At 69.8% G+C, this 15,893-nt stretch carries 14 protein-coding genes; 9 read left to right on the top strand and 5 right to left on the bottom strand.

Annotated features, from left to right (window positions below; all coding sequences use genetic code 11):
• Window positions 1-56: 56 nt before the first annotated feature.
• The 3 genes from FPT20_RS13595 to FPT20_RS13605 all read right to left on the bottom strand — a co-directional run bounded on the left by FPT20_RS13595 (window position 57) and on the right by FPT20_RS13605 (window position 2,991).
• The gene (locus tag FPT20_RS13595; protein ID WP_158866117.1) at window positions 57-1,151 is read right to left on the bottom strand and encodes an ABC transporter substrate-binding protein; all 1,095 of its coding nucleotides are present in this window, start codon (window positions 1,149-1,151) and stop codon (window positions 57-59) included.
• A 68-nt stretch (window positions 1,152-1,219) separates the two neighbouring features.
• A complete protein-coding gene (locus FPT20_RS13600; RefSeq protein ID WP_233265657.1) occupies window positions 1,220-2,131 on the bottom strand; it encodes an ABC transporter permease in 912 nt (303 codons plus the stop codon).
• A gap of 5 nt (window positions 2,132-2,136) precedes the next feature.
• Window positions 2,137-2,991, bottom strand: coding sequence for an ABC transporter ATP-binding protein (locus FPT20_RS13605; RefSeq protein ID WP_158866119.1), 855 nt, complete (start codon window positions 2,989-2,991; stop codon window positions 2,137-2,139).
• A gap of 162 nt (window positions 2,992-3,153) precedes the next feature.
• Here FPT20_RS13605 and FPT20_RS13610 point away from each other — a divergent pair, with 162 nt between their 5' ends.
• From FPT20_RS13610 to mgrA, 6 genes are all read left to right on the top strand, one after another.
• Complete coding sequence (locus FPT20_RS13610) at window positions 3,154-4,758, top strand: sensor histidine kinase (RefSeq protein WP_158866121.1); 1,605 nt, start codon at window positions 3,154-3,156, stop codon at window positions 4,756-4,758.
• Window positions 4,755-5,444: a response regulator gene (locus FPT20_RS13615; RefSeq protein ID WP_158866123.1), complete on the top strand. Its 690-nt coding sequence runs from the start codon at window positions 4,755-4,757 to the stop codon at window positions 5,442-5,444. Before FPT20_RS13610 ends, FPT20_RS13615 begins: the two co-directional genes overlap by 4 nt.
• 106 nt (window positions 5,445-5,550) lie before the next feature.
• On the top strand, window positions 5,551-7,203 hold the full coding sequence (locus tag FPT20_RS13620; protein WP_158866125.1) for an MFS transporter: 1,653 nt from the start codon (window positions 5,551-5,553) through the stop codon (window positions 7,201-7,203).
• Between the two features lie 90 nt (window positions 7,204-7,293).
• On the top strand, window positions 7,294-7,539 hold the full coding sequence (locus tag FPT20_RS13625) for a hypothetical protein (protein WP_158866127.1): 246 nt from the start codon (window positions 7,294-7,296) through the stop codon (window positions 7,537-7,539).
• 93 nt (window positions 7,540-7,632) lie between these two features.
• A complete protein-coding gene (locus FPT20_RS17870) occupies window positions 7,633-7,791 on the top strand; it encodes a hypothetical protein (protein ID WP_199245796.1) in 159 nt (52 codons plus the stop codon).
• Window positions 7,792-7,956: 165 nt separating this feature from the next.
• Entirely contained in the window at window positions 7,957-8,994 is a 1,038-nt protein-coding gene (gene mgrA / locus FPT20_RS13630) for an L-glyceraldehyde 3-phosphate reductase (protein ID WP_158866129.1), read from the top strand.
• Window positions 8,995-9,277: 283 nt separating this feature from the next.
• On the opposite strand, the gene FPT20_RS13635 is transcribed toward mgrA, so the two are convergent.
• Window positions 9,278-9,970 carry a hypothetical protein gene (locus FPT20_RS13635; protein ID WP_158866131.1) on the bottom strand — a complete coding sequence of 231 codons (693 nt, stop codon included), beginning with the start codon at window positions 9,968-9,970 and terminating at the stop codon, window positions 9,278-9,280.
• 640 nt (window positions 9,971-10,610) lie between these two features.
• On the opposite strand from FPT20_RS13635, the gene FPT20_RS13640 reads away from it, so the two are divergent.
• The 3 genes from FPT20_RS13640 (at window position 10,611) to FPT20_RS13650 (ending at window position 14,896) form a co-directional block, all read left to right on the top strand.
• Window positions 10,611-12,257, top strand: coding sequence for a glycosyltransferase family 39 protein (locus tag FPT20_RS13640; protein ID WP_158866133.1), 1,647 nt, complete (start codon window positions 10,611-10,613; stop codon window positions 12,255-12,257).
• A gap of 38 nt (window positions 12,258-12,295) precedes the next feature.
• Entirely contained in the window at window positions 12,296-13,018 is a 723-nt protein-coding gene (locus FPT20_RS13645; protein ID WP_158866135.1) for an SOS response-associated peptidase, read from the top strand.
• 282 nt (window positions 13,019-13,300) lie between these two features.
• Window positions 13,301-14,896: a DUF4082 domain-containing protein gene (locus FPT20_RS13650; RefSeq protein ID WP_158866137.1), complete on the top strand. Its 1,596-nt coding sequence runs from the start codon at window positions 13,301-13,303 to the stop codon at window positions 14,894-14,896.
• 60 nt (window positions 14,897-14,956) lie between these two features.
• Here the strand turns inward: FPT20_RS13650 and FPT20_RS13655 are convergent, their stop codons facing one another.
• Window positions 14,957-15,826, bottom strand: a complete 870-nt coding sequence (locus FPT20_RS13655; protein WP_158866139.1) for a hypothetical protein — start codon at window positions 15,824-15,826, stop codon at window positions 14,957-14,959.
• Window positions 15,827-15,893: the final 67 nt, after the last annotated feature.

The raw sequence follows: 15,893 nt of genomic DNA on the forward strand, positions 1-15,893 counted from the left end.
GCCCGCCAGAGGTCGTCTGGCGGGCCGGCGGGGTGCTCAGCGGAGCGGCGGCGGGGTCAGCCGTCCGCGCCGGCCGGCGTCGTCGTGGTCTTGAAGCCCTCGAGCTTGTTCGCGGCCTCGGCGTACTTGTTGGTGAACGTGTCGGAGATCTTCACCTTGGAGGTGTCGACGCCGATCGTCTTCTCCATCTCGAAGATGGTCTTCGGGCCGCCGGCGGGCATGATGCCATCCGGCAGGAACTGGCCCTTGTCAGTGGTCAGCCCGTCGATGTACTGCTGCTTGCTGATCGTGCTGTTCTGCACGAAGTCCTGCGGCAGCTTGTTCGCGATGTCGGCGGCGGAGTGCGTGTTGATCCAGTGCATCGTCGCGACGAGGGCGTCGACGACCTTCTGCGCGGTTTCCGGGTTCTTCTTGACCCAGTCGGCGCGGGCGAGGAGGCCGGCAGCCGGCCATGCTCCGCCGAGGGCCTTGGTCGCGCCCTTCGTGCTGGCCAGGTCGATCGCCGAGGTGGCGAGCTTCTGCGTGGTGAGCGCCCCGACGGTCGGCTGCGTCGTCATCACGCAGTCAGCGGTGCCGCGCTGGATCGCCGCGATGGCGGTCGAGCCCGCGTGGACGGCCACGGTGTTGTACTGCTTCTTGTCGACACCCGCCTTCGCCGCGATGAACTGGGTGAGCTCGTCGGTGCCCGAGCCGAGGTCGGTGACCCCCATGTTCTTGCCCTTGAAGTCGGCGCCCGAGCTCACCCCGGCCTTCGGGTTGCACATCACGCGCTCGCCGGGCGCGCCCGAGAGCTGCACCAGGTTGATGACGTCCTTGCCCTTGGACTGGAAGTCGACGGTGTGCACGTACCAGGCGCCCGCGAGGTCGACCTGCCCGGACGCCATCGCGTCCTCGGCTCCGACGCCGCCGTTCTGCTCGGTCGAGAGCTCCATGGTGACGCCGTACTTCTTGTAGTAACCGAGCTGCTGAGCCAGCTGGTACGGGAGGTAGATCTGCTTGTCGATGCCGCCGACCATCATCTTGACGGTGGGCATCGGGCCGGAGCTGCTGCCTCCGGCGGCTGCGGTGCCGCCTCCACCGCCGCTGCAGGCCGCGAGGCTCAGGGCCACGAGTCCCGCTGCCGCGAGGGCACCGATGCTGCGCTTGTTCATGGGGGTGTTTCCTTTCGTCGTGCCGGACGGGCCGGCGGTCTGCTTCGTTGCAGGACAGGTGGGGTGGGTCAGATCGCCTGGGCCTCGGAGCGGCTCGGCGGCCGCCACTTGAGGAGGGACTTCTCCAGCAGGGTGATGAGGTACTCGGCCGCCAGGGTGACGACGGCCACGATGACCATGCAGGCGAAGACCGTGTTCGGGTCGAAGTTGCCCTGGGCCTGGCTGATGATGAGGCCGACGCCGTGCTGGGCGCCGAGCACCTCGGCCACGAGCGCGCCGATGATCGCGAACCCGAAGGCCGTGTGGAGGCTCGCGATGATCCACGTCATGGCCGACGGGATGGTCACGTGGCGCGCCACCTGGAACGGCGAGGCGCCGAGGACCCGGACGTTGGCCACCAGGTTCTGGTCGACCTCCCTCACGCCCTGGAAGGCGTTGAAGAAGACGACGAAGAACACGAGCACGGCGGCCAGCAGCACCTTCGGGAAGACGCCGAGACCGAACGCCACGATGAAGATCGAGCCGAGCACGATGCGGGGGATCGAGTTGACGATCTTGATGTAGGGGCCGAAGACGTTCGCCAGGTAACGGTTCGAGCCGAGCACGATGCCGAAGACGACGCCGGTGACCGTTCCGAGCAGGAAGCCGAGGAACGCCTCCTGGACCGTGATCCAGAGGTTCTCCCAGATCGTGCCGAACGCGGTGCCCTGCGTGAACAGGTGCACCAGGCTGTCCCAGATCCCGGAGGGCTGGCCGTAGAAGAACTTGTCGACCCACCCGGCGGCCGTGAACCACTGCCAGCCGCCGATGACGATGATGGCGAGCACGATCCGGCCGGTCCACACCCAGGCGGTCCGGCGGCTGTGGGCCCGTCTGCCCGCCGCCTGGAGATCGAGCTGCCGCTCGGCTGTGCTCGCCGCGGGCGCCGTCGTCTGGCCGAGGGTGTTCTCTGTCTTGTCGGTGTTCTCTGTCATCGCCATGGTGGTCACGCCGCCGCTCCTGCCGTCTGCTCGTAGGCGCGGGTCACTTCGTCGCGCAGCGACTCCCAGATGCGCCCCTGGATCTCGAGGAAGCGCTCCTCGTGGCGGATCTCCTGCACGTCGCCGCGCGGGCGGGGCAGGTCGACGTCGAAGACGTCCTTCACGGTGCCCGGGCTGCTCGTCATGATGACGACGCGGTCCGACAGCGCGACGGCCTCGTCGAGGTCGTGGGTGATGAACAGCACGGAGGGGCGCAGCTCCTCCCACAGCTGCAGCAGCTCGGTCTGCATGATCGCCTTCGTCTGAACGTCGAGCGCGCCGAACGGCTCGTCCATGAGGAGGATGCGCGGGTTGTTGATCAGGGCCGCGGCCATGGCCACGCGCTTCCGCATGCCGCCCGAGAGCTGGTGCGGGTAGCGGTCCTCGAACCCGGCCAGGCCGACGCGGCGCAGCCAGTCGCGGGCCAGGGCCGTCGCCTCCTTCTTCGGGGTGCCGAGCAGGATCGGCCCGATCATCACGTTGGCGAGCACCGTCTTCCAGGGGAAGAGCGAGTCGGCCTGGAACATGTAGCTCACGCCCGACGTCACCCCGTCGACGATCCGTCCGCCGACGCTGACCGAGCCGGCGCTCGGGCGCTCGAGCCCGGACACCTGCGCCAGCGTGGTGGACTTGCCGCAGCCCGTCGGGCCGACGATCGCGCAGAACTGGCCCGGCTCGACCGTGACGGTCACATCCTGGATCGCCGTGAACGTGTCGCCGCGCGGGGTGAGGAAGCGTTTCGTCAAGCCGACGATGTCGATGCGGGCCGATCCGTCGGAGCTCTGGGCTCCGGCGGCACCGCCGTGTCTTTGTGCACTCATCTGCAAGACCTCTCTGTCTTCGTGCCTGTGGAGGTTGATGCTCGCCGAGCCGCACCTGCCGTGTCTCGCTTCTGCCCTATTCGCCCGGTTCTGTGCGTTGCGGAAGGTTTTGGGCGTTCTGCGCGGGCGCCTTTCCCGGCCCCGGATGGGACAATCGCTGTGATGCGACGACGGATCAAGCGACTCTCGAGCCAGATACTGCTGGCTCAGCTCGTGATCCTCACTGCCTCCATGGCGATCGGTTTCGCCCTGTTCGCGCAGACCGCGCGCAGCAACCTCGACGCCGACTACCAGGCTCGCGCCGCGGCCATCGCGCAGACGTTCGCGGGCATCCCGGCGATCCAGACCTGCATCAGCACCGGCGGCCCGGACTGCGCCGCCACCGTGCAGAACCTCGCGTCGCAGACGGCGAATCGGACCGGCGCGGCCTACGTCGTCACCATCGACAGGAACCGGATCCGGCACTCGCACCCGAATCCCGCTCTGATCGGCAAGCAGGTGTCGGAGCCGCTCGTCGCTCAGGACGGCCGGGTGCACCTGGGCATCAACTCCGGCTCCACGGGTGTCACGGCCGCCGCGCGCGTCCCCCTGTTCGCACCCGCCTCGACCACCATCGTCGGTGAGGTCTCGGTGGGCATCCGCGAGAGCTCGGTCTCCCGCGAACTGCTCGCGCAACTCCCTTCCTACGCCGTGTGGTTCGCGCTGGTCCTCGCCATCGGCACGCTCGCCTCCTTCGGTCTCGCCAGCCTTCTGAAGCGGCGCACCTTCGGGCTCGAACTCGACGAGATCGCGCGCCTGCTGCAGGAGCGCGAGGCGACCCTCCACGGGATCCGGGAGGGGGTCATCGCCATCGACCCGGCCGGCCGCATCACGGTGGTGAACGACGAGGCGCAGCGCCTCCTGCGCCTGCCGGAGGGCGCCCGCGGGCGCTACCTCGAGGACGTCCTCGTCGCGACGCCCGTGCGCGACGCCCTCAGCGGCACGACGGCCGTCAAGGACGCCATCGTCGTCACCGACGACGACGTCCTCGTGGTCAACCGGATGCCCGTCACGCTCGCCGGGCGCCCGCACGGCGCCGTGGTGACCCTCCAAGACCGCACCGAGGTGACGGGCCTGACCCGCGAGCTCGACGGCGAGCGCAGCTTCACCGAGTCGATCCGGGCGCAGCAGCACGAGTTCGCCAACCGGATGCACGCGGTGTCCGGCCTACTGGAGCTCGGCCGCATCGAGGAGGCGAAGCAGTACCTCGACGAGATCCGGGGCACGACCGCCGACCTCGACTCGACCCTCCGCACCCACATCGGCGCGCCGATGATCGTCGGGCTGCTGCTCGGCAAGGCCGCCGAGGCGAACGAGCGCGGCATCGAGCTCGTGATCTCGCCCGACACCGATCTCGGGGAGGCGCCGGGCCGGGTCCAGGCGCTCACAACGGTGCTCGGCAACCTCATCGACAACGCGTTCGACGCCCTCGCCACCACGCCCGGTGCGAGGCGCGTCACGGTGAGCGTGATCGAATCCTCGGACGCCATCACCGTCCGGGTGAGCGACAACGGCCCGGGGGTGCCGAACGGCGACCTCCCCCGGATCTTCGAGAACGGCTACACCACGAAGCACGGCTCGCTCGAGCGCCACAGCGGCCTCGGGCTGTCGCTCGTGCACCGCACCGTCACGAAGCTGGGCGGGACGATCTCGGTCTCCTGCGACCACGGCGCCACGTTCGAGGTCGTGCTCCCCCGGGTGCCCACGGCGGCGGAGGCGGTGCGATGAGCGACGAGCTGTCGGTGCTCGTGGTCGACGACGACTTCCGGGTCGCGAGCGTGCACGAGGGTTTCGTGGAGGCGACGCCGGGCTTCACGGTCGCCGGGAAGGCGCACACCGGGGCCGAGGCGCTCCGGCTGGCGGCGTCCCTCCACCCGGACCTCGTGCTCATGGACGTGTACCTCCCCGACGAGGACGGCCTCGACGTGGTCCGCTCCCTGCTGGCCGAGCCGGCGCCTCCCGCCGTCATCGTCATCTCGGCGGCGAACGACGTCGCGACGGTGCGGCGGGCTGTCCAGCTCGGGGCCCTCCACTACCTGGTCAAGCCGTTCGGGTTCTCGGAGCTCGCGCAGCGGCTCACGGCCTACCGGGAGGCTCAGGAGGGGCTCGCCGGGTTCCCCGCCGAGGCGACTCAGCAGGACATCGACCGGTTCTTCGAGCTGCTCCGGCCCGGTTCGTCGGCGCCTCCCGACACGCTGAGGAGACTCGCCCCGACCCTGCAGGCCGTCTTCGACGCCGTGGCGGCGAGCGCCGCGAGCGTCTCCGCGAGCGAGGTCGCCACGACGATCGGGGTGAGCCGGACGACGGCGCAGCGCGCGCTGACGCAGCTGGAGCAGAGCGAGGTGCTGCGCCTCGAGCTGCGGTACGGCTCGACCGGGCGGCCCGAGCACCGGTACGCCGTGAGGCGCCGCTGAGCCCGGGCGGCTCCCTCCGCGATCGTCCCTCCCGATTGCCCCCTGCCCCGCGCGCACAACCCGGCGCTAGCATCCGCTTGCGGTGCGACGACACGGGAGGTGCGGCATGGCGAATCGGTGGGGTGCTGTGACCGTCCTGGGGGCGGCGCAGTTCGTGATGGTGCTCGACAGCACGGTGATGAACGTGTCGATCTCGACCGTCGTCGACGACCTCCACACGACGATCGCCGCCATGCAGACGACGATCACGTTCTACACGCTGACGATGGCGGCATTCATGCTGCTGGGCGCGAAGCTCGGCGACGTGTGGGGGCGCAAACGCGCGCTCGTGATCGGCGCGATCGTCTACGCCATCGGCTCCGGGACCACGGCGATCAGCCCGAACATCGTGATCCTGTTCATCGGCTGGTCGGTCGTGGAGGGGCTGGGCGCGGTCCTCGTGATCCCGGCCATCGCCGCGCTCATCGCCGACAACTACGAGGGGCGGGCGCGCGTGACCGCGTTCGCCGTGATCGGCGCGGCCTCGGGGGTCGCGGTCGCCGTCGGGCCCCTCATCGGCGGGTTCCTGACGACCTACGCGAGCTGGCGGTACGTCTTCGCCGGCGAGGTGGTCGTCATGGCGATCGTCCTCATCTTCAGCTTCCTCGTGGGCGACCATGGCGGCCGCACCCCGATCCGCATCGACGCGCTGTCCGTGCTGCTCTCGGCGGCCGGGCTCGTGCTCGTGGTCTTCGCGCTGCTGCAGGCGAAGACCTGGGGCTGGATCCTCCCGTCCGGCGGTGCGCCGTTCACCATCCTCGGGCTGTCGCCCGTGCCCTTCCTCATCGCTCTGGGAGTGCTGCTGCTCTGGCTGTTCTTCGACCGCCAGCGCCGGCTCGTCGCCTCCGGACGCCCTCCCCTCCTCGATGTGAGCCTGCTCCACCTCAGCCGGCTCCGGGCCGGGGTGGGGAGCCTGGGCGTCCAGTACACGGTGACGGCCGGCCTGTTCTTCATCATCCCGATCTACCTCCAGCTCACCCTCGGCCTCAACGCTCTCGAGACGGGGCTCAAGATCTTCCCGCTGTCGGTGTCGCTCGTGCTGTTCTCGATCGCGGGGACGGTGCTCACGAGGTGGCTGTCGGCGCGGGTGATCGTGCGGATCGGCCAGCTCGTCCTCGTCGCCTCCTCGCTCCTCCTCGTCGGCTCCGTCGATCCCGAGCTCAAGAGCGCGCTCTTCGCTGTCGGGATGTTCTTCTCGGGCGCGGCCCTCGGGCTGATGGCCTCCCAGCTCGGCAACGTGACGATGTCCGCCGTCGGGGAGTCCAAGCTCAGCGAGGCCGGCGGCATCCAGGGCGTGTTCCAGAACCTCGGCTCCTCGCTCGGCACCGCCCTGATCGGCTCGGTGCTGATCGCCAGCCTCTCCAGCGGGTTCGCGACGGCCGTCGCCTCCAGCTCGCTGTCCGAGAGCGTGAAATCGTCGGTCGCCTCCCAGACCGAGGGAGGGATCACGCCCGTGGCCGTCTCCGACGTCCCCGAGATCGCCCAGAAGGCGGGCCTCAACGAGGAGGACTCGAAGACGCTCGCCTCCCTGTACGAGCAGGCGCAGCTGGACTCGATCCAGCTCTCGCTGGCCGCCCTGGCGATCATCTCGTGCGCCTCCCTGTTCTTCTCGCGCAACCTGCCGAGGGAGGTGCTGGGCCGCACCAAGACGCCTGCCGCGTCGGAAGATACTCCGCCGTCGCGTCGCCGCCAGAAAGTGCCCCGGACGACCGGCCGGTAGGATGGCGTGGGCGGGTCCCGGCTGTTGTCGGGTCTCACCTCGTGCGGGAAGGCCATGGCCGGCCGGCACGCGGAGTGACGAGGAGAGCGGATGCCCAATCGCGGTGCCTGGTGGTGCGTGCTCGGCTTCGCGACGGCTGTCGCCCTCGTCTCCTGCGGACTCTTCTGGGCGCCGGGCGTCGATCACGGGCTGGCGACGGCGAAGGGCATGCCGACCTCCCAGCTGAGCCGTCACGAGTGGTTCGACCTCGCCGTCGCCGTCGCCGCGGCCGCCCTCGCCGTGTTCGCGGTCGTCCGGCTCTCGCTCACGCGACCCTCCCGGGTGAAGGCCTCCTGAGAGGTCCCCGAGAGTTCTCACCACGAACGTCGCACGTTTTCAAGCCCCGCGTGAGCGCTTGACCGCGGGCGGCACCGGGGGTCAGATGGCTGCATGATTGCACTCATCGTCATCCTGCTCGTGATCTGGGCCGTGCTGGCCATCCTGGGGTTCGCCATCAAGGGCCTCATCTGGCTGGCGATCCTGGGGATCGTCTTCTTCATCATCACCGCCATCGTCGGCTGGATGCGCCGCGGTGCGAGCCGCACCTGATCCGCTGACCGAGACACGACCGCGGCTACGTCCCTTCCGGGGGCGCGGCCGCGGTTGTGCGTTCAGCGGCCGTCGTGCGGTGAGCGCCGATCGAGCAGCCGGACCGCTGAATCCGATCGCCCGGAGTCGTTGGACAACAGCGGGTGACAGGGCGAAGGTGGAGGCATGGCCTACGTCGCAGACCCCTCCCGCTATGACTCGATGACCTACCGCCGCACCGGCCGCAGCGGCCTCGACCTTCCCGCGCTGTCGCTCGGGCTCTGGCACAACTTCGGCGACGACCGCCCGTTCGAGACGCAGCGAGCCATCGTCCGCCGAGCGTTCGACCTCGGCATCACGCACTTCGACCTCGCCAACAACTACGGTCCGCCCTACGGCTCGGCCGAGATCAACTTCGGGCGCATCCTGGCCGACGACCTCCGGCCGTACCGCGACGAGATCATCGTGTCGAGCAAGGCCGGCTGGGACATGTGGCCCGGCCCGTACGGTCAGGGAGGCGGCAGCCGCAAGTACGTCCTCGCGAGCCTGGACCAGTCGCTGAAACGGCTCGGCCTGGACTACGTCGACATCTTCTACTCCCACCGGCCCGACCCCTCCACACCCCTCGAGGAGACCATGCAGGCCCTCGACACGGCCGTCCGCTCGGGGAGGGCGCTGTACGTCGGAATCTCCTCGTACGGGCCGGAGGAGACCCGCCGCGCGGCCGAGATCCTCGCCGACCTGGGCACGCCCCTCCTCATCCACCAGCCGTCGTACTCGATGCTCAACCGCTGGATCGAGACGGAGGGCCTCCTCGACACGGTCGAGGAGCTCGGCGTCGGAGTGATCGGCTTCACCGCGCTCGCCCAGGGCATGCTGACCGACAAGTACCTGAACGGCATCCCGGAGGGATCGCGCGCCAGCAAGGACAGCTCCCTCGACAAGGACTGGCTCACCGACGACGCCATCCGCCGCCTCCGTGCCCTGAACGACATCGCACAGGCGCGCGGCCAGTCGCTGGCCCAGTTCGCGCTCGCCTGGGCTCTGCGCGACAGGAGGGTCACCTCCCTCGTCATCGGCGCCAGCCGGGTCGAGCAGCTCGAGCAGAACGTCGCCGCACTCGACAACCTCGAGTTCAGCCCGGAAGAGCTCGCGGCGATCGACGAGCACGCCGTCGACGCCGGCGTCGACCTGTGGGCGGGCGCCCGCCGCGGGGAGCTGTAGGGCGGCGGCGCCAGGCCGGGCGCCGCTGCGGTGGGCTCCGATGTCCCGCGGAGCCCACCGCGCTGGTCATTCCTCCCGGCGCCGCACTCGGAACCACGCGACGACGCTCCCCAGAAGGAAGGCCCCGCACGTGATCCACGCCGCGCTGGCGAACCGGGCCGGGGCAAGCTGACTCGCCATCGCGCTCGCGCCTGCGAGGAGCGGAAAGGCGACGAGGAGACGCCGGCCGATGCGGCGCCGCGGCGAGCGCCGATGTGAAGGGGACTGAGTCACGATTCGGTCCTCACGAGTAAAGGTTCGCGGTCGTAATGCAATACGAGACGGTGCCGCTGAATCCCGCCGACGCCGCGCCAAGGCACGCGATACAGCCAATGCCCGCCGTGACAACACACACCGCCGCACAGGCAATAGAGATCCCGGTGATCACCCAGGCCGCAACACCAGCATTCGAGAGGCACTGATTGAAGTTGCCCCACCAATCGCCCTTCTTGTAGGCCATTGAAGTTATCCGCGGCGCATCAGAATCTGGAGCCGAGACTGTCTGATCGATCACTAGCGATCCGTTCAACCAAGACTGAACTCGGCCAGAGTTCGCGGAATGAGGCGTGAAGACCCACTCGCTGGAGCCGACAACTGTATCGTCATTGGCGAACATCACGGTGAGCGAACTCTGAGAGAGGACACCCTGACCGAGGGCTACCGGGAGCCGGAGGAGGCGCACGTCTTCGCTGACACGCCAGGCGACCGCGCCTCCCGTGTCAAGAGAAAGGCCAGCGCTCGGCTTGACGCCGGCTTCCGCCACCCAACCTAGAAGCGCTTCGGTGGCGGGTTGGGCCAATCGGCGCCAGTCGCGCACTTCCTCATCCATCTGGACGAGGCTCGCCGTCGTTGCTTGCGCGGACGGAGGAATGAGGGGCAATGCAAGTCCATCTTCCTGTGCCGTGGCCGGAATCGATGTCGTCAGAGCGAGAAGCATTGATGCTGCAAGGGCGACTGTCGCCGCTACGCCCGCTCTAAATCGCAAATTCATACTGACCTCCAATATGTCAATGTTAGATCTCAATCTACGGCGGAACCCGCCAGAGAACTAGAGCGTCGGCACTCGACGGTGGTCGCCCTAATCGTTCCGGCTTCCGCCTGGCCGGCCCCGATGGACGTGGCCGGCGACTGTTATCCACAGGTCGGGCCGCGGTTGAAGGGTTGAACGGTCGCTTCTGGCCCTCTCCGGTCGGAAATCGGGCCGCGAGGGGGCCATTAGTGACCGTTCAACGCTCGAGGGCGGCGCGGGGAGCGGGGCGGAGCGGCGCGGAGCGAAGCGCCTACCACCGAGGATGACTCCTGTCATCCCCTGCCGCGCGGGGTGCGTTCCGCCTAACCTCCTTCGTAGCGCGCTGGATGCGACGGACGTGGCTCATGGGTCCTCCGGTCTTCCTGGCGTGTGTGGGGCGGGTCCCGAGCGTCGCCGATGCGCGTACGCTCGGGATCCGGCACAGTCGCGTCTGCGGCGGCCGGCGGGGAGGGCTGGGTGTGAGTTTCCGTATCCGTCGTCCACGGGTCCCCAAGGCTTCTCTGGTTGGGTGGAGGGTGTTCACGTCCTGCGAGGAGAAGTGGCTGAGATGACCGTTCTCACCGACTCACACCTTGCGACCCGCACCGCGCCGCTGCGAGCGGTGCGCCCCTGGACGATCGCGGCCGCCTTCGGGCTGATCGCGACGGTGGTCTGCGCCGCCGGGAGCTGGATCCCGTCGCTCTGGGGCGACGAGGCCACCTCCCTCCTCTCGGCGAAACGGCCGATCGGCACGCTCCTCCCGATGCTCACCCACGTCGATGCGGTGCACGGGCTCTACTACCTGCTGCTGCACGGCTGGATCCGGCTGGCCGGCGAGAGCCCGTTCGCACTGCGGTTCCCGAGCGCCGTCGCGATCGGCCTGGCCGTCGCCGCGGTGACGCTCATCGCCGGCCGGCGCGGCGGCCCACAGGCGGCGGTGGTCGCCGGGATCGTCGCGACCGTTCTCCCCCGCCTGACCTACGCCGGAGAGGAGGCGCGGTCCTACGCGGGATCCGCCGCGCTTGCGGCCTGGCTCACGCTCCTCATCCTCTGGCTCATCGACGGGGGCGGACGCAACGCCGACCCCCGAGCGCGCCGCGCGGCATGGATCCTGTACTCGATCGGGACGGCGGTGTCCGCGTACCTCTTCCTGTACTCGGCGTCCCTCCTGCTCGCCCACGCCGCCCTCATCCTCGCCACGCGGGCACCGCGGCGTGTCTGGCGCGCGTGGGCGATCGCTTCGGGGTCCGCCCTGATCGCCGCGATGCCGCTGATCGTGCTCGGCTTCCTCGAGCGCAACCAGATCAGCTACCTGCAGAACGACGGCGACGACCCGACGCAGTACTACTACCAGCTCTGGTTCGGCATCCCGCTCGTGGCCGTCGTCGCGTGGCCGCTCGTCGCGGCAGCACTGGCGCCGGCTTGGGCGGCCTGGAGGCGCGAACGCGGAGTGCGGCTCGGCAGGGACCCGCGAACCATACCGCGAGCCGAGCTCGGGGAGGCGCCGGAGCGGCCGCTCAGCGCCACCGTCGTCGGCGCTGCCTGGCTGTTCGTCCCGACGGCGGCTCTCCTGCTCGTCAACGCGGTCTTCCCCATGTACACGGCTCGGTACTCGACCTTCGTCGCCCCGGCAGCGGCGCTTCTCGTCGCCGAGGGCGTCCTGGTCGTCGGCGCCTGGGCTGGCGAGCGCCTCCGCCGGCGAGGGGTCGCGGGCGACGCCCGGTGGCACGGGGAGCGGGCGACGGTCGCAGCGACCACGGTCGCGGCCCTCCTCGTGATCGCCGCCTGCACGCCGGCGTACATCCTCCAGCGCGGGCCCTTCTCGAAGAATGACAGCGACTGGGCGCAGGTGAGCGCCGCCGTCGGCGAGTACGCCGCCCCGGGCGACGCGGTCGTCTTCGACGAGAGCACCCGCCCCTCCTGGCGCCCGCGGCTGGCGATGCGCACCTATCCGGCGGGGTTCTCGGGCGTACGGGACGTCACCCTTGAGACCCCCTATTACCGCAACATCGGGTGGGCCGACCGCGCCTACTCGGTCGAGCAGGCCGCGGAGCGCGACCGGTTCGACGGGGTGACCCGGGTGTGGGTGCTCGAATACTCCTTCCAGGGCGTGGAGCACACCTACGGGCTGAGCTCTCTCGAGCGCCTCGGCTTCCGGCAGACGGGCGTGCGCCTCCAGACCCACCGCACGCTCATCCTCGAGCTGCGACGCTGACCCCCCACGGCGTCGGTCGCCGCCGGTACGCTGCAACCATGTGCGGACGTTTCGCTCTCGATCAGGAGACGGATGAGCTGATCCAGGAGTTCGTCGCGGCCGGAGGCGACTTCCGCGAGTGGCGGCCGACGTACTCGCTCGCCCCCACCGACCCGGTCCCGATCGTCCGCGAGCGGGTCGACGGCGAGACCGGCGAGCTGCGCCGGACGGTCGACGAGGCGCTGTGGGATTTCCACCCGGCCTTCATGCGGGAGTCGAAGCGGCCGAACTTCAACGCACGACTCGAGACGGTCGCGAGCAACGGGCTCTGGAAGGGGGCCTTCGCCTCATCGCGCGCGCTCGTCCCCATGCGCGGCTATTACGAGTGGACGGGCGAGCCCGGCCGCAAGCGCGCCCACTTCCTGCATGCGGCCGACGGCGAGCTCCTCGCGGCCGCCGGGCTGTACACCGCCCGCAAGATCGACGACCACTGGCAGCTCTCGACCGCGATCATCACGCGTCCCGCGCGCGACGCTTCGGGCGAGATCCACGACCGCATGCCCGTGTTCCTCGAGCGCTCGGTCTGGGAGCGCTACCTCGATCCGGCCAAGCTCGACGACCCCGGGAAGGAGGGGATGGTCCGGTTCCTCGCGGCCGAGTCCGACAAGGTCGCGGCCTCCATCACGAGCTACGAGGTCGACCGCCGGGTCAACAACTCGCGGACGATCGACCCGGCCGACCCGACGCTCATCGACCCCCTCCCGGACGAGGAGCAGACATGAGAACACAGATTTTCTTCACGGCGCTCCCGCCCGGCGGGCGTCACCGGGCAACCCAGGGAGGCGACCGCTGGCCCACTGATATCCGCTGGAACCGGGAGGCGAGGGCCACCTCCACGACACCCGTTCTGGGGCGCCCCGAGAGCGGTTTTTCGTTTGCCCCGGGTAGAGCGTGACCCTACTATGGGTGACATTCCGGCCCCCGGTCGGGCCCCCACCCCCACAACGACCAGACGACGGCCAGGAACCGCCCCCCGGTTCCGCAACCGAACGGAAGATCCACCCATGCCCCAGCACGCCCGCCCCCGCCGCGCCATGACGGCGCGGCGATGGACGACAGCCGCAGCCGCGGCGCTCGCCACCCTCACGACCGCGGTCGCCGCGGTCGTCCTCGGCTCCACCGGCGCCACCGCCGCCACCACCGGGATCTTCCCGGACGACCTCAAGCCGCAGATCTCCGCGGCCAGCGACACCAACTCGGTCAACCTCGGCGTGAGGTTCACGCCGACCCAGTCCGGCCGGGTCACCGCGCTGCAGTACTACCAGGGCCCGCGAGACTCGGGCATCACCAAGGCCAGCCTCTGGTCCTCCTCCGGCACCGCGCTCGCGACCGTGTCCGTCACGCCGACCCGCGTCGTCGGATGGCACTCGGTCACGCTGCCGAAGGCCGTCACGCTGCAGGCCGGCACGAGCTACACGGCTTCGTACCTCGCCACCAAGGGCGCCTACGCCGTCACGCAGAACGTCTTGAACACGGCGCGCACGACGAACGGCTTCCGCCTCCCCGCCAACGCCGGCGTCTTCCGGTACAGCGGCACCTCCGCCTTCCCGCGTGACACCTACAAGGGCTCCAACTACATGGTGGACATCCAGTTCGCCGCCGACGGGACCGCGGCCGCCGCGCCGACGACCACTCCGAAGCCCGCCGTGACGCCGGTCCCGACGCCGACGGCCACGCTCACGCCGACGCCGACCCCGGCTCCGACGGCCACCCGCACCCCCACCCCGACGCCCACCCCCACGGCGTCCACGCCGCCCGCGGCGCCGGCCCCCGCCGGTGGCATCACGGCGCTCGGACGGAGCTTCCCGTCGCCGTCCACCACCGGGGTCCCCGCCGGCACCGCGCTGACCGCCTACACCGGGCCGTGCACGATCCAGACGCCGAACACCGTGATCGACGCCAAGATCATCAACTGCGACCTCCGGATCCTCGCCAAGGGCATCACCATCACCCGCTCGAAGATCGTCGGCAGCGTCTACGCGGACTACAACGACAACGTCGGCTCGTTCACGATCAGCGACAGCCTCGTCGACGCCGGCACGACCGGCCCCGGCACCGGCATCGGCGACGCCTACTTCACGGCGACCCGCGTCCACGTGACCGGCGGTTCCCGCTCGATCAACTGCTACGCGGACTGCACGGTCCAGGACTCCTACGTGGCGGGTCAGTACACCGACAACACGGGCGTCAACCACGAGTCCGGCATCCGGGTGAACACCAACAGCCACCTCATCCACAACACCATCGGCTGCACCGCCCCCGATGTCGCCCCCGACGCCGGCTGCTCCGCGGCGATCACCGGTTACCCGGACTTCGACCCGGTCCAGGGCAACGTCATCCAGAACAACCTGATCCTCGCCGGGTCCGGCGGCTACTGCTCCTACGGCGGTTCGACCGCGGGCAAGCCGTACTCGGGCCAGACCAAGAACATCACGTTCAAGGACAACATCTGGCAGCGCGGCACCCAGATGGGCGCCGGCAACCGCGGCTATGTCTGCGGCTACTGGGGTCCGATCACCTCGTTCGACATCAACGCACCGGGAGCGGTGTGGTCGAACAACCTGTACGACGACGGGACGCCCGTAGCGCCCGCCAACTGATCCAGGCCAGCAGAGTCCCCGTCACCGGCACCCGGTGGCGGGGACTCCGCCGTTAAGACCTCACCACTCGACCAGAGCGAGCTCGCTGTAGAGGTAGTCGATCCCCGCCGCGTCGACCTCCTTGCTGCGGACCATCTTCGGCCGGTTCTCGACGAAGCGGCCGGGCCCGGGAGGCGCGAACCCGAGCACCCGGCGCTCGGCGAGCGTCAGCGGGAAACCGCGACGCAGGAGGTGAGCGCCCACCTGCGGCCAGGCGCTCAGGAGGAGCTGACGGTCGCCTCCGACGTGGAGCGGCACCGCGAACAGCGGAAGGCGCTTCCGCCGCTCCCGCCGGTACACGAGATAGGCGTAGTTCTCACCGTCGTCCACCAGGAGGTGCCGCGCGGCAGGCGCCTCCCGGTGGTCGCGGTATGCGACCGCTTCGGCGCCCTGGAGCGTCGCTGCCAGGTCTCGCGGTTCCTCGGTCACCCGCATCGTGCCGCGAGACACGGCGGGCACGTTCGCAACGAGGCGCGCGGCCGTGTCCAGGCGCCGAAAGCCCAGGCGTTCGTTCATGGCGACCACGTTGCCGCTCGGCGAGAAGTCGGTGAAGACGTAGCCGCGTTGCGCGAGAAGCGCACGGACCAGGCGCACGCTGTGGGCGCGGTGCTCCTCCAAAACGCAGAACGCGGCGAGATTGCATACGTCGCGCTCGGAGCCGTCGAGGGTCCGGCGCGCGTAGACGGCCGCGTAGACGCCGACGATCCGCTCCTCGTCCACCAGCTGGAACCCGCGGTTGGGAGCAGTGTCGTCGCCCCACGGGGGAAGGAGCAGCCGCGACCACTGCTCGGCCGAGACCCGCGGGTTCAGCTGCTCGTGCAGGAACGCGGCGGCGCGCGGAGCGTCGGCCGTCGTGATCGGCCGGACCTCGGGTCGCCCGCTCGTGCTCACGCCGTACACACTAGCGGCGAACGCTCGCGGATCGGGGCGCGGTGCCGAGCCCGTTGCCGCTACGCTG

Source organism: Leifsonia sp. AG29 (assembly GCF_009765225.1).
GTDB lineage: Bacteria > Actinomycetota > Actinomycetes > Actinomycetales > Microbacteriaceae > Leifsonia.